Source organism: Lacticaseibacillus salsurivasis, assembly GCF_036246225.1.
In the GTDB taxonomy this organism is placed as follows: domain Bacteria; phylum Bacillota; class Bacilli; order Lactobacillales; family Lactobacillaceae; genus Lacticaseibacillus; species Lacticaseibacillus salsurivasis.
In genome coordinates this window covers 95,798-111,434 of record NZ_BTTP01000002.1, presented here as the reverse complement: position 1 = coordinate 111,434, position 15,637 = coordinate 95,798, and the positions used below count along the sequence as shown (strand labels likewise).

Annotated in this window: 19 protein-coding genes; 11 read left to right on the top strand and 8 right to left on the bottom strand. The window is 54.7% G+C overall.

Features of this window, described 5'->3' with window-relative positions:
* Together AAA927_RS02820 and AAA927_RS02815 are read left to right on the top strand one after the other, a co-directional pair.
* Positions 1-582, top strand: a complete 582-nt coding sequence (locus AAA927_RS02820) for a hypothetical protein (protein ID WP_338215518.1) — start codon at positions 1-3, stop codon at positions 580-582.
* 9 nt (positions 583-591) lie between these two features.
* The gene (locus AAA927_RS02815) at positions 592-807 is read left to right on the top strand and encodes a hypothetical protein (protein WP_125579292.1); all 216 of its coding nucleotides are present in this window, start codon (positions 592-594) and stop codon (positions 805-807) included.
* Between the two features lie 56 nt (positions 808-863).
* Here AAA927_RS02815 and AAA927_RS02810 read toward each other — a convergent pair whose 3' ends face one another.
* Together AAA927_RS02810 and AAA927_RS02805 are read right to left on the bottom strand one after the other, a co-directional pair.
* Positions 864-1,457: a pentapeptide repeat-containing protein gene (locus tag AAA927_RS02810; RefSeq protein ID WP_338215515.1), complete on the bottom strand. Its 594-nt coding sequence runs from the start codon at positions 1,455-1,457 to the stop codon at positions 864-866.
* A complete protein-coding gene (locus tag AAA927_RS02805; RefSeq protein ID WP_338215513.1) occupies positions 1,450-1,830 on the bottom strand; it encodes a hypothetical protein in 381 nt (126 codons plus the stop codon). The genes AAA927_RS02810 and AAA927_RS02805 overlap by 8 nt, the downstream gene beginning before the upstream one ends.
* Positions 1,831-2,004: 174 nt before the next feature.
* On the opposite strand from AAA927_RS02805, the gene AAA927_RS02800 reads away from it, so the two are divergent.
* Entirely contained in the window at positions 2,005-3,186 is a 1,182-nt protein-coding gene (locus tag AAA927_RS02800) for a hypothetical protein (RefSeq protein WP_338215511.1), read from the top strand.
* A gap of 88 nt (positions 3,187-3,274) precedes the next feature.
* Here the strand turns inward: AAA927_RS02800 and AAA927_RS02795 are convergent, their stop codons facing one another.
* The gene (locus tag AAA927_RS02795; RefSeq protein ID WP_338215509.1) at positions 3,275-4,372 is read right to left on the bottom strand and encodes a low temperature requirement protein A; all 1,098 of its coding nucleotides are present in this window, start codon (positions 4,370-4,372) and stop codon (positions 3,275-3,277) included.
* A gap of 171 nt (positions 4,373-4,543) precedes the next feature.
* On the opposite strand from AAA927_RS02795, the gene AAA927_RS02790 reads away from it, so the two are divergent.
* Positions 4,544-5,395: an aldo/keto reductase gene (locus AAA927_RS02790; RefSeq protein WP_338215507.1), complete on the top strand. Its 852-nt coding sequence runs from the start codon at positions 4,544-4,546 to the stop codon at positions 5,393-5,395.
* Here AAA927_RS02790 and AAA927_RS02785 read toward each other — a convergent pair.
* A complete protein-coding gene (locus AAA927_RS02785) occupies positions 5,389-6,270 on the bottom strand; it encodes a LysR family transcriptional regulator (RefSeq protein ID WP_338215505.1) in 882 nt (293 codons plus the stop codon). The genes AAA927_RS02790 and AAA927_RS02785 overlap by 7 nt on opposite strands.
* A 104-nt stretch (positions 6,271-6,374) precedes the next feature.
* Between AAA927_RS02785 and AAA927_RS02780 the strand changes: the two genes are divergently transcribed.
* Genes AAA927_RS02780 through AAA927_RS02760 form a run of 5 tightly spaced genes read left to right on the top strand, consistent with a single transcriptional unit; the run spans position 6,375 to position 10,665 of the window.
* Positions 6,375-6,953 (top strand): DapH/DapD/GlmU-related protein, encoded by a 579-nt coding sequence (locus AAA927_RS02780; protein WP_338215503.1) that lies wholly within the window; start codon positions 6,375-6,377, stop codon positions 6,951-6,953.
* Between the two features lie 26 nt (positions 6,954-6,979).
* The gene (locus tag AAA927_RS02775) at positions 6,980-7,903 is read left to right on the top strand and encodes an alpha/beta hydrolase (protein WP_338215501.1); all 924 of its coding nucleotides are present in this window, start codon (positions 6,980-6,982) and stop codon (positions 7,901-7,903) included.
* Positions 7,904-7,954: 51 nt separating this feature from the next.
* Positions 7,955-8,821 (top strand): DUF3737 family protein, encoded by an 867-nt coding sequence (locus AAA927_RS02770; RefSeq protein ID WP_338215499.1) that lies wholly within the window; start codon positions 7,955-7,957, stop codon positions 8,819-8,821.
* Entirely contained in the window at positions 8,821-9,984 is a 1,164-nt protein-coding gene (locus AAA927_RS02765; protein WP_338215497.1) for a MalY/PatB family protein, read from the top strand. The genes AAA927_RS02770 and AAA927_RS02765 overlap by 1 nt, the downstream gene beginning before the upstream one ends.
* Before the next feature lie 36 nt (positions 9,985-10,020).
* Positions 10,021-10,665: an NAD(P)H-binding protein gene (locus tag AAA927_RS02760; protein ID WP_338215494.1), complete on the top strand. Its 645-nt coding sequence runs from the start codon at positions 10,021-10,023 to the stop codon at positions 10,663-10,665.
* A gap of 60 nt (positions 10,666-10,725) precedes the next feature.
* On the opposite strand, the gene AAA927_RS02755 is transcribed toward AAA927_RS02760, so the two are convergent.
* The 4 genes from AAA927_RS02755 to AAA927_RS02740 are packed head-to-tail and all read right to left on the bottom strand — an operon-like array spanning position 10,726 to position 13,652.
* A complete protein-coding gene (locus AAA927_RS02755) occupies positions 10,726-11,487 on the bottom strand; it encodes an ABC transporter permease (RefSeq protein ID WP_338215492.1) in 762 nt (253 codons plus the stop codon).
* Positions 11,484-12,350: an ABC transporter ATP-binding protein gene (locus AAA927_RS02750; RefSeq protein WP_338215490.1), complete on the bottom strand. Its 867-nt coding sequence runs from the start codon at positions 12,348-12,350 to the stop codon at positions 11,484-11,486. The genes AAA927_RS02755 and AAA927_RS02750 overlap by 4 nt, the downstream gene beginning before the upstream one ends.
* Positions 12,350-12,559, bottom strand: coding sequence for a PLD nuclease N-terminal domain-containing protein (locus AAA927_RS02745; RefSeq protein ID WP_125579306.1), 210 nt, complete (start codon positions 12,557-12,559; stop codon positions 12,350-12,352). The genes AAA927_RS02750 and AAA927_RS02745 overlap by 1 nt, the downstream gene beginning before the upstream one ends.
* Complete coding sequence (locus tag AAA927_RS02740) at positions 12,552-13,652, bottom strand: helix-turn-helix domain-containing protein (protein ID WP_338215486.1); 1,101 nt, start codon at positions 13,650-13,652, stop codon at positions 12,552-12,554. Before AAA927_RS02740 ends, AAA927_RS02745 begins: the two co-directional genes overlap by 8 nt.
* Before the next feature lie 268 nt (positions 13,653-13,920).
* Here AAA927_RS02740 and AAA927_RS02735 point away from each other — a divergent pair, with 268 nt between their 5' ends.
* A complete protein-coding gene (locus AAA927_RS02735; protein ID WP_338215484.1) occupies positions 13,921-14,805 on the top strand; it encodes an SDR family NAD(P)-dependent oxidoreductase in 885 nt (294 codons plus the stop codon).
* Between the two features lie 21 nt (positions 14,806-14,826).
* On the top strand, positions 14,827-15,393 hold the full coding sequence (locus AAA927_RS02730; RefSeq protein WP_338215482.1) for a TetR/AcrR family transcriptional regulator: 567 nt from the start codon (positions 14,827-14,829) through the stop codon (positions 15,391-15,393).
* The last annotated feature ends 244 nt before the right edge of the window (positions 15,394-15,637 follow it).

Here is a 15,637-nt window from a genome sequence, read left to right as displayed (position 1 = left end):
ATGGCAACTACGGTGACTGTTTTAGGCAAAATTCAACCACTTTTGACCATTCCGGCAGACTTCACCCGCATCACCAGCGAGCCGCGTTCGCGCAATGGCGAAGCGGTGCGGGTTGATCGCTATCAGCACCAGCGGCCGGTACAATGGTTCGGCCCGCATGTGACGCTGGTGTGGGGCGCCGATGACCGCTTGCTGAGCTTCAATGCTTTTACCGCCACCAGCAGTGCGTCGCTGCCCACCCAAGTCGCCGCCCGGCAAATCGCCATGCAGGTGTGGCAAGCACTGGATCCAAGCTATGCGGCGGGGTTGGACTACATGCGCACTGACCGCCTCACCCGGTATTTCGAAATTGACGATCAACGCATTGACATTCCGGTGTGGTGGGTCAAGTTTGCCCATCGCAATGGTAGTTATAACTGGGTCTCGGTGGGCGCTGGCGGCCAAGTCGTCGAAATGGAACGCGAATCCATGTGGGATTACATGCGCAGCCGGCGCGCAACCGAGGAGTGGAACTACGATGACTGGGTGCTGGCGCGCGAAGGTCAAGGCCCGCAACCAGCCGCTCCGGCCGCGCTCACGTAGGTGGTCGCCATGGCCAAAACAATGGATCAAGTGATTGCGGCCCTCGGCGCTGCCAATGACCGCCTAAATCGACTCGAGGAAGTGGATTACGTCACCGCCGCTTACAAGGGCTTCAGTGCCAGTGGCGACACCTTGGAAGAGGTGCAAACCGCGATTGACGAAACTCAGGCGCAAATCGAAGCCTTGCAGCGCCAGCTCGACCGGCTCAATGATCAGCTCACTTAGGGACAGCAAAACGCCGAGTCGCCAGCAGCGATTCGGCGTTTTCTGATTCAAAAGCATCAGTCGACCACATCAATGCCCAGACTGGCGGCAATGGTAGCGGCCTGCCACTGGTTGAGCTTCAAGCCGCGCAGTAAACTCGGCGTGAACAGCAGACTGTCAAACCGCGATTGGCTGAGATCAACCAACTTCAGCGGCGTCCCACTGAAGTCCGCGCCGGTCACCTCACCACCAGTGACGGTCAGGCCCGGTTTCAGTAGTTTGACTGCTTGAAAACTACTTTCCGTCAGTTGGGTCTCTTTGAAGCTGACTGCCTTCAGTTTGCTTTCAGCTAATATCAGATAACTGGCCTGACAGTCGGTGACGGTCACCTGATGCCAGACGCTGCGGGTAAAATCGGCGCCCATCAGCTGACAACCACTGAACTGGCAGCGATACATCACACTTTCGGTGAAATCGGCATTCAGGAATTGACTGCCCTTAATTGTACAATCCAGCCACTCGCCGCCGCGAAAATCGGTTTGCTCAAACTGGCAGTTGCTGAAGGTCACGCCAGCCAGTTTTAGCTCATGCTGTGACACAGTCAGCCGGCAATGGTCGTAAGTTTCCCCCTCTACTGCGGCATCTAGCCTCAGCGTTTGGTGTTCAATCATCGGCAGTCGCTCCTTGGTTAGCTTGGGTTGAGGCCAAAGCGGTTTGTAAGGCCGCCAAGCCCAGTGTCATCGCGGCAATCATCGGTGTGAGGCGTCGGTACATCGCCGCTTCCGGGGCGTACTTGGCCCGGGCGACGGTGGTTTTATGAATGATGGATTGAATCGGCGCCACACTGGCGTTCATTTGGGCCAGCGGCGGCATGCGATCCCCGCTGACCAGCGCGCTGACGACTTGCAAGGCGGTAATGCGATTAACCAGCAGCGTGGCCTGCGCCGTGCCTGGGGCAAACTTCGGCTGCATGCGCTGGCAGTTTTGAATGGTGGCGGCGTAGATTTTCAGCGCCGCGGCGCGTTGATCATTAGTGACGTTCATCATTGAGCCTCCTTGGCGCCGAGGCCACTCGGCGCAGTCGCTGGGCTAATTATTTCACTTATACCACTGATTCGCGGCACAATAAAGGCAGTAGTAGGCGAATGGCAAAGGTCATTCGTCGGCACCAAAAAGCTTACCAGTGACGCTAATCCCAATCAAAGCGAGGTGTTTTTGATGACCACGCCCTGCCTAACCCTCGGTCAAATCGTTGCCGAAGCCGTCAACGTTGGTCTTGAAGTCGAGAAAATGCGGGTGACCCCTCAGAGTCTGCTCAGCGCGGCGCCATTTCCTGATGACTTAGAGCCGGCTTTGAGCCATTTTGTCACGCGGGAATTTTTCACCGCGCAACTGGAGTTCACGCTGCCTGCCACTCCCAACGTAACCCAAAACATCCGGCATGGCACGGCCATCATTCAGGCGGTGGCGGAGCAGCTGCCAGCCGAAGACTGCCTGTGGCCGTACAGCTGCCCGCCGCTGTTGCCTCAGGTCTCGCCGGCTTTGATCTCGCCCTACCCTGAGCGGTCTTACCCTTACCGGCAAAAACTAAGTCGCCTTTACCCGCTGCCGCGCCTAATGAACACCGGGGTGCACATCAACTTTAGCTTTCGGCCCGCGGCGATGGCCTTCATCCTAGCCGAAACCGGCTTTGCCGACGCCGATGCCCTTTATGTCCACCTGGCCCAGTATTTCATGTTGCATCACTGGGTCTTCACCTATCTGTTCGGGGCCACTCCAGCCGCACTGACGGGTTATTTTACTGAGGAAACCCCACCTTTGCCGGTCCGCAGCCTCCGCAACAGCCGGTTTGGCTTTCCTCGCAACATCGCTGGGGATTACGTCTCCGTTCCTCGCTATGTGGCGCGCATCCAAGCAGCCATTGAAGCTGGGCAGCTGATGAAGGCAGGACAATATTACGAACCGGTCCGGCTGAAAAGCGGTGCCAATAAAAACCCGGAACATCTGCTGGAGGCCGGTATCTCACATCTCGAGCTGCGCGGCTTTGACCTCAACCCCTTCACTCCGCTTAGCGTCACTGCCAATCAACTGCGCTTGGTGCAAAGCCTGGCGTTGTATTTTGCCTATCAGCCGCAGCTAAACGCTGCAACGCTGGCGGCAAATTTAGCCGCGGCGCGTCAGCTCAATGACCGCGTGGCCTTAGAAGATCCCCACGCGCCATCAGAGTGTCAGGAAGCGGGGGTAGCGCTGCTAACGCCACTGGCCGCCTTTGCCGCGCAGAACGACTTTCCGGCGGCTTATCAAAGTAGCATTCAGGCCGCCTTGAAGGCCTTTGAGGATAGTACGCAGACTTTAGCCTATCAAATTTGGCAACAAGCACCTGTCTTTGCAACGCGTTAAAAATCACGGCCGCGCCAGCTTCAAAAAGCCATTCCTAGTCATCATGGGAATGGCTTTTTGCCGTCAACAGGCCGACCACCTACACCGCCTAGTGCCCAGCCGGATCGATCTGCCGCACCAAAAGCGCCGCGGCAGCCAGGGTCATAAGCGCCGTTATCACCACTGTCGCCAGTGGCTGGGCCAGAAGCAGCGTCAGGCTATAAGCGACGACCAGCAAGCCGGCGATGACCGCATAGCTGGTTTGGTTGGTTTGATAGCGAGCCCGCTGGTAGTGCCGCGCCAACCACAACCCCAGATACATCAACCCAATCCCAGCATAAAGGAAGGTAATGGCAAAAGCGCGGTTGACCGCTGGCGCTGTGATGTCGCGCAGCGCAACCGTCACCATACTGATGCCAAAAATAATGGGATAGTGCAGATAAATCAACAAATTGCCGGTTTCACCGGCTTTTTTTTCGTCGATCAAGTGATCAAACACGGCGATATAAGCGAAAAACAAGCTCGCCACGATCAGAAAAATCAGCACCGACACCACGGAAAAGGTCTGGCGGGTGAAATAACCGGCAATCCCGACAATGGTTTCACCAAACAGCACAATCGACAGCTCGGTCACTCGTTCCAACAGATGCGAGAAAATAATCGGGTGCTTACTGGTCAATTTGCCCGTAAAGGCCGGGGCCACCCAACTGACGAGCACGCCGATTGCCGCCAGCCAGAGGCCTGCGCGCAGCGGCAAAAAGCCGGCCCCGAGCAAGCTCAGGGTCCGCACCCCTAGGATGCCGCTAAAGGCTTGGGCAATGGCGCGATCATCACGGTTGGCGGTGCGCTGCCACACCAATAAGTACTGCAGGCACAGTGTCAACGACAACAGCCCCGCCGCAATGAAAAACGGCCGTAAATTGGCATCAAGCACTGACGAAAAGCTATTGGCCATGTAGAGTACGATCATCATGTCGCCAAACATAAACCCAATATCGGTCCAAGACGATGCCCCGAAGCGATTGACGAACACCGTTTGCACCATCCAGGAATTAATAAACACGATCACCACGAAGGCAAACACCACCAGGGCCAGCGGCGCAATCACGCCGTGCTCGAGCTGATGCAAGAGTCCTGTCGCTCTGGAAATCATGTAGACAAAGACCAGATCATAAAATAATTCAATCATCGAAACGGGTTTGCTCATGTGCGGCCTCCTCAGTTTTGAACCAGCATACCACCCATATTTTAGCCCCACACCTGACCGTTAAGTGGTTCGCCCTATACCTATCCGTTATGTGTCCATAGTCGATATAGGCATTAGACATTCTACCAACTGCTCCGTAAGCTAATGCCGAAGAGATCACGGAGGGATAGCATGAAAACCATTCAACTCAACAACGGGATTAAGATGCCCCAACTCGGCTACGGCGTATTTCAAATCGATGACTCAGCCCAGTGTGAGCAAAGCGTCCTCGATGCGCTACAAACCGGCTATCGGCTCATCGACACCGCCGCCTGCTATGGCAACGAAGCCGCGGTTGGCAAAGCCATCGCCAAATCGGGCATTCCACGCACCGAGATTTTTATTTCAAGCAAAGTCTGGATTCAAACCAACGGCTACGAGCAGACACTGGCGTCTTTTCAAAAGACGCTGGCAAATCTGCAAACCGATTATCTCGATCTTTACCTTATTCACATGCCCTATGGGGACTACTACGGTAGCTGGCGGGCGATGCAGGAACTGTACCGCGCCGGCAAAATTCGCGCGCTTGGGGTCTGCAATTTTCTGCCTGACCGGCTAGTCGATTTGATGGCCAGCTTCGACACGGTCCCTGCCGTCAACCAAATCGAACTGCATCCCTTTTCCCAGCGGCGCGCCTTGCGCACACTAATGGCCAAATACCGCATCACGCCCATGGCCTGGGCACCGTTTGCCGAAGGTCAGCATCAACTTTTTACTGATCCAACTTTGACCGCCATTGGGGCGCAGTACAGCAAAACCGCGGCCCAAGTCACATTACGGTGGTTAGAGCAGTCCGGCGTGGTGGCGATTCCCAAATCCGTGCATCTCGCCCGCATCCGGCAGAACTTCACCATCGATGATTTTGCCTTAAACGCCAGTGATATGGAAAAAATTAACCAACTCGATACTGGTCAACCACTCATTCTGGATGTCGCCAGCTGCCGCGAAGCCTACCGCCTGCATCACATCACCTTTGTTCAGTAATCACTTGGCAAAAGCGCCCGCAACGCCGCCAAAAAAGCGCCGGCCGCAGGTGACTGCGGTGTGTTTTTGGGCCAAATCAAACTTGCCTTGGCTTCTAGTCGCGGCGTCAAGGGCACGAACCGCAAAGTTGAATCCGCGGTGTTGATGATGCCATCCAAACAAAGGGCAATACCGACCCCCGCCTCGACCATGATGGCGGCGTTGTAAAGCAAATTGTACGTCGCAACCACATTCAGCTGCAGCTCGCTGGTCCCCAACCAATCGGTCAGGTAGCTGATGCTGCCATGCTGCTGCGACATAATGATCCGCTGATCGGCTAACTCCGCAGCGGTCACCGCCGCTTTTTGCGCCAGCGGTGAATCTTCACGGACCAAAACGCCCCAAGCGGTCGTCCCGGGTAAATTAAGAAAGTCACTCTCATCTTTGTTGGTTGGCTCCATCACCACCCCGAAGTCAAACACCCCCGCATGCAATCGTTGCTTGACCTCATTGGCATCCGTGCTGTAAATGCCGACTTGCACCTTGGGCGCGGTTTGCCCGAGTTGGCTAATCGCCTGACCGATGGTGACCATCATCGGCGCCTCAGCGCTCCCAATCATAATCTCACCGGTGACTTCCTGGGTCTGGTTCACATTGGCCATGGTCTTATCTGCCAACACAACGATCTGGCGGGCCTGGTTGGCAAAGTATTCACCCGCCGGAGTCAGCTCGATGCTGCGACTGCCGCGCTCAAACAAGGTCACGCCCAGCTCATCCTCGAGGTCCTTAAGCTGCCGCGAAATCGTGGGTTGCGACACATGTAGCCGCTCCGCCGCGCGGGAAATGTTGCGCTCATTCACGACCATCAAAAAGTAACGTAAAACCCGCAGTTCCATCCGAGACCCCTCCATTCCTATTAGGCATAGTATAGCATCATTTTTAAGTATTAGACATAACGCGTACTTGCCCTTATGCTGAACCTATCAAAGGAGGTCACACCATGAATTTTGACCATCTCATTAACGCCGGCCATGTCAGCTGGGGCGGCGCTACTGCGGCGGCAGTCCACGCCGTGGTGGAGGAAACCAGTGCCTTGCTGATTGCCCTCAACCAAGCCACCACCGATGAAGCTAGACGGCAGCAGTTAACCGCCATCTTAGGCTATCCCCTGCCAGCGAGTTCAGTGCTGAATCCACCTTTTCAAACCGACTTTGGCCGCCACACCACCATTGGGGCTAATGTCTTCATCAACCGTGACTGCTTCTTCGTGGATCTTGGGGGCATTACCCTTGATGACGGCGTCTTGCTCGGTCCGCGGGTGACCTTAATTTCGGTCAATCATAGTGAAGACCCCACGCAGCGTCGGGATTTGGTCCTCAAAGCAGTCCACATTAAAACTGGCGCGTGGCTGGGCGCCAACGTCACCGTATTACCTGGCGTCACCATTGGCGAACATGCGATTGTCGGCGCTGGTGCTGTGGTCACAAAGGATGTCCCGGCTAACACGATTGTCGCCGGTGTGCCGGCCCAAGTCATTCGTCCTATCCAATCCGCTCACACGGAGAACCGTTATGCGTAAAAATAAAATGGTAAGGAGTCCCCAAAATGGATAACTATATTTTCAAACTCAGTCCCGAGGTTTCACGCAAAACCGTGCGTTTTCACAATCGCTACGGCATCGAACTGGCAGCTGACCTCTACACGCCCAAAACCATGAAGAACGACCATAAATATCCTGCTTTGGTGGTTGGCCCGCCGTACAGCGGCGTCAAGGAACAAGGCCCTGGCATTTACGCCCAGGAAATGGCCCAACGCGGTTATGTGACGTTAGCCTTCGACCCGTCTTTCAACGGTTTTTCTGGCGGGAACCCGCGGCACGTCTCTAGTCCCGACATTTTTGTGGAAGACTTTCACGCCAGTGTTGACTATCTGGGCACGCGGCCATTTGTTGACCGCGAACGTATCGGCGTGATCGGCATTTGCGGCAGTGGCAGTTTTGCCCTAAGCGCTACCGCAGTTGACCCGCGGATCAAAGCCGTCGCCACCGCCAGCATGGTTGACATTGCCGCTGCGCACCAGGAAGGCACCAAAGAAGAACGCCAGGCCCACCTTGCTGCCATTGCTGAGCAACGTTACGTCGACTTTGAAAGCGACCAGCCAGCGTTAGGGGCCCGTGGCTCTGCACTGGCCGATGAAAATGATGATCCCGTGTTCCGAGAATTCGGTGACTTTTATTTCACGAGTCGCGGCTGGCACCCGAACGCCATTACCACCTTCACTGAAACCTCCAGCATGGCCTTCATGAACTTTACCCTGCTGGACAAAATCGCGGAAATCTCGCCGCGTCCGCTCATGTTAATTGCCGGGGATCAGGCCTTTTCCAAAGGTTTCTCCGAGCGTGCTTATGAAGTGGCCGTCGAGCCCAAGCAGCTGGTCATCATTCCCGGCGCCAATCACATTGACCTTTACGATGACACGACTAAGATTCCATTTGCTAAGCTGCAAGCCTTCTTTGACGAAGCCCTGTAGTCACCTGGCACATCGGGTTTGCCTGCGATGTGCCTTTTTTAGGAGACCTTTATGAATCAATATAGTAATGATTATTTTGAAGGGGAACGCCCCTTGTTTGCCGAACATGATGCCCGCATCGACCGCACGGTATTTGGGCAAGGCGAATCGCCGCTGAAGGAAAGTCGCAACATTCAACTGACGAACACCATTTTCAAATGGAAATATCCGCTATGGTACAGTCGTCATATCCAAGCCGATCATACGGCCTTTGAAACCATGGCCCGCTCTGGGATTTGGTACACCCATGACATCACCATCACCAACAGCGCCTTGCAGGCTCCCAAACTCTTTCGGCGCAGCAGTCAGATTCGGCTCGCGCATGTACACTTTGCGGCTGCCGAGGAAACGATGTGGTCCTGCGATGATATTCGCCTTGAAGACGTCCAGATCAATGGCGACTATTTTGGCAAGGATAGTAGCAACATCTATCTCGACCAGGTGAAGCTGATTGGCAATTACTGTTTCGATGGCGCGAAAAACATCGAAGCACACCATTCAACCTTCATCGCCAAGGATGCCTTCTGGAACTGCGAAAATGTGACCCTGTATGACTCGACCATCATCGGAGAATATCTGGCTTGGAATACCAAGCATCTGACCTTGATCAATTGCACCATCGAAAGTCAGCAGGGTCTCTGTTACATCGATCATTTAAGTATGAAAAATTGCCAGCTGCTGCGCACAGATTTGGCCTTTGAGTACTGCAGCAATATTGATGCGGAGATTACGTCTGATATCTTAAGTGTCAAAAACCCCATCAGCGGCAGCATTCGCGCCCATGGTATCGACACTTTGATTCTTGATCGCACCAAAATCGACCCAAGCCAAACTAAAATCACCACTACGGTACCAATTGTAGAAAGGAAGTCGGCCTAATGTACGACTTTGACCACGCTCCGGATCGGCGCGCCACCAATTCAGTTAAATGGGCTGTTCACCCCGGCGAGCTCCCGATGTGGATTGCTGACATGGATTTCCGCACAGCCCCAGCCATCTTGACCGCGATGCAGAAAAAAATTTCACTTGGGGCTTTTGGCTACGAAGCGCCAGGACCAGACTACTTCGCCGCGGTTGCGACTTGGTACAGTGAGATGCACCACACCAAGCCGGCGCCTGATTGGATGCTTTTTGCCACTGGAGTCATCCCCGCTTTATCCGCCATTGTGCGTCGGATAACGCAGGTTGGCGACAATGTTTTAGTGCAGGCGCCAGTCTATGATATTTTCTACCACTCCATTGAAAACAACGGGCGGCATGTGCTTTCTAGCGACTTGTGCTATCAAGACGGCCACTATCACATCGACTGGGCAGACCTAGAGGCCAAACTCGCGGCGCCGCTGACCACGATGATGATTTTATGTAACCCGCATAATCCCATTGGTAAGGTCTGGTCGCAGGCGGAACTGGAACAGATTGCGACGCTGTGCCTGCGCCATCACGTTGTTTTGGTGGCTGATGAGATTCATGGCGATCTGGTTTGGCAGGGGCCAGACTACACACCGGTGTTTTCACTCCCGGCGCCACTGCATAACAACACCATCTCGCTGGTTTCACCAAGTAAAACCTTTAACGTTGCCGCTCTCCACGCCGCCACCGTCATTGTGCCAGATCCTGCATTACGGGCGCAGGTCAATCGCGGTTTGAATACCGATGAGGTGGCAGAGCCAAACCTGCTGGCCATTCCCGGCACGATTGCGGCTTACACGCAAGGCGCCGGTTGGTTACGCGCCCTACGCCGGCAATTGGCGGCTAATGCCGAGCAAGCCAAACGCTTCATCGCCGCCAACCTGCCAGAGGTCAAAGTGATTGAAAGCTCCGCCACCTATCTGATGTGGCTCGATGTGCAGGCCATTTCAACCAACGCCGAAAAGCTAGCTTCAGCCTTGCGCGCTTCCACCGGCCTGATTGTCTCCGCCGGCAGCGTCTACCGCGGTGATGGCACGCATTTCCTCCGGCTTAATTTTGCCTGCCCGCCTGCCATGTTAGCGGATGGCCTGAACCGGTTGGCTAAGGGTATTAAGCTCTATGAGCATGCATAAAGGACTGCCTCAAGCCAACAAGAAAGGACTGCTCCAATGTCAAAAATTCTCATTCTCGGCGCGCATGGCGCCACCGCCCAAATCGTGATAGATCGCTTGCTGGCTGAAACCCAAACGGATTTGGTGCTTTACTTACGCCACGCTGCCCGGCTCAACCGTTATCAGCCGAACCCGCGCGTGACTTTAATTGAAGGCGACGCGCAGGATGTCGCCGCTTTGACCGCAGCGATGGCTGATGTCGATGTGGTTTATTCCAACCTTGGCGGCGTCCAGCTCGCCACCTTCACCCAAGCCATCATCACGGCGATGGCGGCCACTGGGCGCACCCGGCTGATTTTCTACTCCGCACTCGGCGCCTTACATGAAGTGCCTGGTAAATTTGGCCAGTGGAACGAGCAGGCGATTAAGGCTTACCTGCCAGGGTTCCGGGAATCGGCCAAACTGCTCGCCGCGCAGCCTGACATCAACGCAACCCAGCTGCGGCCGGCCTGGCTCACCGACAAAGATGAAATCGATTATGAACTCACCGGCGCCGGCGAGCCGTTCAAAGGCACCGAAGTCTCGCGGCAAAGCGTCGCCGACTTCATTGTGAAGCTGATCAAAAACCCGAGCCTGTACCCACATGATAGCCTCGGCCTGAACAAACCCCACACCGATGGCAATCAGCCCGCCTGGCTGTGAAGCTAAAAAGATGCCGCCTTCTGCGATGAAGACGGCATCTTTATTTGGTTCACAGTGTTCTCACAGTCGCTGCTTTTTCAGCACCAGCATGGCCAAAGCTAGGCAGGCCACGGCGCCAGCTAGCGTCACCGCGAAGGCCGGCGCCAGCGACCAAAAGGTTTTGGTGCCAGTCAACAGCGCCAAGTTGTCATTGGTCAGACTCACTGGGTTGAAACGGTGCACGACTTTGAACATGTTCAGGAGCGTCAGGCCCAAATACACCCCAGCGCCAAGCAAGAAACCGTTGAAGCCACTTTTGCTGAGGGTCGAGCCCAAGATGATGATGGCCAGCCACAACACGCCAAACCAAAGCAGCGGCCACAGCGCCAGCCAGGGATGCGGGCTGAGCTCATCAGGAAAGTAGTAGGCCGTATAGGCATACGTGACGCCAAAGGCCAGTAGCAGCGCCACCACCCACTGCAGTAGCGCCATGGTGTACTTGGCCATGATCACGGCATTACGGCGCAACCCTTTCGCCACCAAAATCACCAAGGTGCCCTCATTCAATTCTCGACTAACCGTTCCGGAAGCCACAATCGCCAGGACAAAGAGCCCGATTTGGGTCATGTTCTTGTAGTACTGCTGCCAGGCCATCACACTGGTCGGCGTGGGCAGGGTAATGGTCATCCCCTGCCCAATGGACTTCAGCAGCGCCGGCGTCAGCTTCGCTACCAGCGGGGCTTCGATGCCAAACAGCAAGAACACCAGCGCCAGCACCACCAGCCGATACCGCCGCCAAGCTAAAATCAATTCGTTTTGCAACATCAGCCAGTAGCCCCTCATGCAATCACCTCCATGAACAATTGTTCCAGGCTGGCTTTGATTGGATTGAAAGCCGTGGGCATCAAATGCTGCGCCAGCAGTTGCGTCAATGCCGCCTGGGCATCGGTGGTCACCGTGACCTGGTCGGCCTTCACCACCGCGCCTAACAGCGTGGCAGCCGTTTGCGCTTCGGTCTCAGTGCCAAACGTAAAGCAAGTGGCTGGCTGGGTATGCGCAGCCAACAAGGCTTGCAGTGGGCCTTGCACCTGCAGTTTGCCAGCATGCAAAATCCCGACGTAATCGCAAATCCGCTCCACATCACCGAGAATATGCGTGGACAGCAAAATCGTCGTTTCATTGTGCACACTGGCCAGCAACGCCAAAAATTCGCGTCGGCCCGCCGGATCCAGGGCCGACGTCGGCTCATCGCACAGTAGCATCGCCGGTCGATCCAGCAACGCGCTGGCAATCCCTAGTCGCTGCTTCATGCCGCGAGAAAACCCATGCACCCGGCGCCGCGTGTCCGGCAAACCGACCAGATGCAACATTTCCCCCACCCGCTCATGCAGGTGCGGCGTTTGGGTCAGCCGCCCGCACAGCGTCAAATACTCGCGAGCGCTTAAGTCGCCGTAATACGCCGGCACATCCGGTAGATAGCCGATGCCTTGGGTGTGGCCAAACTTCACCGGCTGGCCAGCAAAGGTAATGGTCCCGGCGTCCAACGGTTCTAGACCTAAGATTAAGCGCATGGTGGTGGTTTTGCCGGCCCCGTTTTCCCCAACAAAGCCATAGATGGCCCCTTGTGGCACATCTAAGTCCAGCCCCTTCAGCACCTGCTGGCTGCCGAATGCTTTACTGACCTTGGTTAATGTGAGTAAGCCCATCATTCCACCTCGCGGCCGGCGAAGAAATACAGTAGCGGTCCAAACGGTTGCACGAAAATCACCAGCAGTAGCCATAAGATGCGGTTGCCAAACCGGTAATGCGGATGGCGCAACACGCTGATCACGCCGGTAATCGCCAGCGCCAGCTCGATCAATACCGCCGGAATCAGGAACGGCAAGTATTCTTTAATGAGTTCAAAGTCAGTCATGAATAAGCTCCTTTAATTGTTCCTGCAGTGGGGCCAAGCTCGGCTGCGCTAAGATTGCTTGCAGCGCCGGATGCGTCAGCAGCAGTTGCGCCATTTCCGCTTTCACATGACCTGAGTTGCGCGGCGTCACGCCGGCAGTTTGAGTGGCCGCTAGCCAGTCATCGATTTGATCAAAATAGGCATCGCCATGCAAGGTCAACGGTTCCGGCAAGGACTGCAGCACTGGCAGTAGTAAGTGCAACTGCTGGCCCACCTGGTCCGCTTGGTTTAACGCGCCAAAGCCAACCGCAGCACTACTCCAAAAGTTGATGGCCACGATGGGATTGAGCGTGGCCACCTTGAAGGCCTCAATCAGTGCCTGACCGCGCTGCACCGTGGCGGTGAAGCGTACAGGCGCTGCAATCGTCATTTGCAGGTAATTAGTCAACCCGCTCAACATCACCGCCACATTTTGATACAAACTGCTTTGAAGCGTCGCGATGGCCTGATCCATTTGTCCCAGTTGCTGATACGCACCGGCAATCAAGCTTTCCGCCGGCATGGCTTCCGGCGTGGTGGTGCCTAATTTGGCCAAAACCGCTTGCGGCTGTTGCAACATCAAATCGCACATCGCCGCCAGCTTGGTCGCTTTGTCCAGCAGCGTTGGGGTCTGGGTGATGGTGGGCACATGGGCGAACAGCGCCTGGGCTTCTTTGATGTAAGTGAGCGGATCGCCTGGTAGCAAGTCGCTGTGGTTAAGCAAGAGTAAGCCCATGCTCAGCACCAGATTGGGGCAAGCATAGTAGCGATGAATGGTCACCTCAATGGCCTGATACACCGCCCTAGCAGGCTCCTTGAGCAGCCGGGCCTGCAACTGGCGGTATAATTGCGCCACTTCCGCATCAGATAGCTGGGCCGAATAGGCCAAAAGCTCATCCACCGTGATGTTAAAGAAACTCGCAAGCAGCGGGAGTAACGTGATATCTGGATACGATTGCCCGGTTTCCCACTTCGAAACTGACGCTTTGGACACACCGAGAAAATCGGCGACTGCTTGCTGCGTCAGGCCCGCTGCTTTACGCTGGGCTAAAATGACGGTGCCCACATTGAGCATGAACTTCACCTCCTGCTGTCATTGTAGCGAACGAGGGGTCTGGAACCAAGCGATTGATTGTTAACTCAGATGAGAATTAATCAACTATCAAGAAACCAAGCTTCATCGCTCACGCCACTTTTAATCGCTAGCAAAAAAACGGGGCTTGATTATAACTGACTAATTAGTTATTATTGACTTCACCCGCAACTCACTTCACTGTTTTAGTAACGGCGAGTTGACGGCGGCTGCTTGCTGTATTTTGAACTGATCAAAAAGGAGTCAACTTATGTCCAAATTAATCTTAATCACCGGCGCCACCGCCGGCATTGGCAAAGCAACGGCCCGCGCGCTCGCGGCCCAGGGTCATCACATCATTATCCACGGCAGAAATGTTCAAAAAGCGAAACACGTGGTTGCGGAAATTCAACAAGCCACTGGTAATGCTCATGTCAGCTATTTGATTGCCGATCTCTTTTCCATGCAAGCGGTCAAAGACATGGTGACTGCTTTCAATGCTGAATACGATCACCTTGATGTGCTCATTAACAATGCCGGCGCCGTGCTAGACGCCAAAAGGTTTGAAACGGTTGACGGCTTCGAAGGGACGATGGCGCTGAATGTGCTGGCCCCACTGCTCTTAGCACAGCTACTTTTACCTAAACTCAAACAATCGAATGATGGTCGCATTATCAATATGTCCTCAGGGACTCATCGCATGGCGCACCCTGATATGAACGATCTCAATTTGGAACACGTCGCCTCCGGCCAAACCCGCTATGGAATTAGCAAACTTTTTGTGATTTGGAATACCCAGCACATGGCGGCCCAACTGCAGCAGGCCGGCATCACCAATGTCACGGTCAACGTTTCGCATCCCGGCATGGCCGCGACTAATTTTGGCCAGGCCAGCGACAATGGTTTTTGGAATAATCTCGTTTACAAAGTCGCCTTGGCGATTGGTAAGACCCTGCATGTCGCTACTGCAGAACAAGGCGCCGTAACCAATGTTTTCCTCGCGACCAGCGATACCGTTAAAGGGGTCAGCGGGAAATTTTTCGACAACAAGAAACGCCAAATCGCCCCGGCTACTGGCGAGTATTCACCAGCTAAAGAGTTAGCACTTTGGAACGATTGCATGGCCAAGCTGCAGCCTTGGCTTGACGAAAACTGACTGATTAGTTAACGTGAGGCTATGAGAACAAAAGACGAAAACAAAATCAGAGCCATCAAGGCCGCCGTGATTGCCCTTGCCCAGCAAGATGGCTTCACCAATTTAACCACTGCTAAAGTTGCCAAACGTGCCGGCGTGAGTCCAGCCACCATTTATCTCAATTACAAAGATAAAACCGATATGTTGAGCCGTTTGTACGAAGAGGTCAAAGATGACCTGCATCAGGGCTTAGCTGAGGCCATCGCCGCGGCCGGAGCAGAGATCGAGGCCCAACTCCGCGCCGCGCTTCATTTTTCGGTTGCACAAACTCTAGCGCACCCCCGGGAAGCACACTTTGTTTCGGCTTTATGGACCAACCAAGAGTTACTGGATGATGCAGCCCGGGCCTATGGGCAAGGCACTGCCGCGCCGCTGGTCCAATTATTTCAGCGGCTTAATGCCTCGCCTGACTTCACTGATGCCCCCGCAGTGATTGTCGCCTCGGTGGCCAGCCTACCGACCATTGTTTTACAAACCGCCACCGACTCTGTTAATCAAGCAACGATTGAGCAGGCCATTGATGTCGCCGTTAAAGCGTTAAAACGCTAATTCAAATTATAATTGCTGATACAAATCAGTGATAATCATTTTTCGCTGCTTTATCGGATAACCAAGGCTATGCTACCAAAGCGGCTCAAGCGCTGTGCGATTTGTGTTCTAATCAGCTTCAGTTGCGCCGGGTGGAAGGCGGAATTGTGAACGACTTTATTGACTGTGGCGTGCTCGTGCCTAAGACGGTGACGGCGAAAAAAGCTAGCCCAGCCAGCTAGTGGTTCTGATCGCTGTTGACACG

Coding starts and splice junctions, on each gene's coding strand:
- AAA927_RS02790 (WP_338215507.1), top strand. CDS start 4,544: ATGAAAACCATTCAACTCAACAACGGGATTAAGATGCCCCAACTCGGC.
- AAA927_RS02750 (WP_338215490.1), bottom strand. CDS start 12,350: ATGGGCTTACTCACATTAACCAAGGTCAGTAAAGCATTCGGCAGCCAG.
- AAA927_RS02765 (WP_338215497.1), top strand. CDS start 8,821: ATGTACGACTTTGACCACGCTCCGGATCGGCGCGCCACCAATTCAGTT.
- AAA927_RS02770 (WP_338215499.1), top strand. CDS start 7,955: ATGAATCAATATAGTAATGATTATTTTGAAGGGGAACGCCCCTTGTTT.
- AAA927_RS02800 (WP_338215511.1), top strand. CDS start 2,005: ATGACCACGCCCTGCCTAACCCTCGGTCAAATCGTTGCCGAAGCCGTC.
- AAA927_RS02735 (WP_338215484.1), top strand. CDS start 13,921: ATGTCCAAATTAATCTTAATCACCGGCGCCACCGCCGGCATTGGCAAA.
- AAA927_RS02785 (WP_338215505.1), bottom strand. CDS start 6,270: ATGGAACTGCGGGTTTTACGTTACTTTTTGATGGTCGTGAATGAGCGC.
- AAA927_RS02760 (WP_338215494.1), top strand. CDS start 10,021: ATGTCAAAAATTCTCATTCTCGGCGCGCATGGCGCCACCGCCCAAATC.
- AAA927_RS02805 (WP_338215513.1), bottom strand. CDS start 1,830: ATGAACGTCACTAATGATCAACGCGCCGCGGCGCTGAAAATCTACGCC.
- AAA927_RS02775 (WP_338215501.1), top strand. CDS start 6,980: ATGGATAACTATATTTTCAAACTCAGTCCCGAGGTTTCACGCAAAACC.
- AAA927_RS02740 (WP_338215486.1), bottom strand. CDS start 13,652: ATGCTCAATGTGGGCACCGTCATTTTAGCCCAGCGTAAAGCAGCGGGC.
- AAA927_RS02820 (WP_338215518.1), top strand. CDS start 1: ATGGCAACTACGGTGACTGTTTTAGGCAAAATTCAACCACTTTTGACC.
- AAA927_RS02795 (WP_338215509.1), bottom strand. CDS start 4,372: ATGAGCAAACCCGTTTCGATGATTGAATTATTTTATGATCTGGTCTTT.
- AAA927_RS02755 (WP_338215492.1), bottom strand. CDS start 11,487: ATGAGGGGCTACTGGCTGATGTTGCAAAACGAATTGATTTTAGCTTGG.
- AAA927_RS02745 (WP_125579306.1), bottom strand. CDS start 12,559: ATGACTGACTTTGAACTCATTAAAGAATACTTGCCGTTCCTGATTCCG.
- AAA927_RS02730 (WP_338215482.1), top strand. CDS start 14,827: ATGAGAACAAAAGACGAAAACAAAATCAGAGCCATCAAGGCCGCCGTG.
- AAA927_RS02810 (WP_338215515.1), bottom strand. CDS start 1,457: ATGATTGAACACCAAACGCTGAGGCTAGATGCCGCAGTAGAGGGGGAA.
- AAA927_RS02780 (WP_338215503.1), top strand. CDS start 6,375: ATGAATTTTGACCATCTCATTAACGCCGGCCATGTCAGCTGGGGCGGC.
- AAA927_RS02815 (WP_125579292.1), top strand. CDS start 592: ATGGCCAAAACAATGGATCAAGTGATTGCGGCCCTCGGCGCTGCCAAT.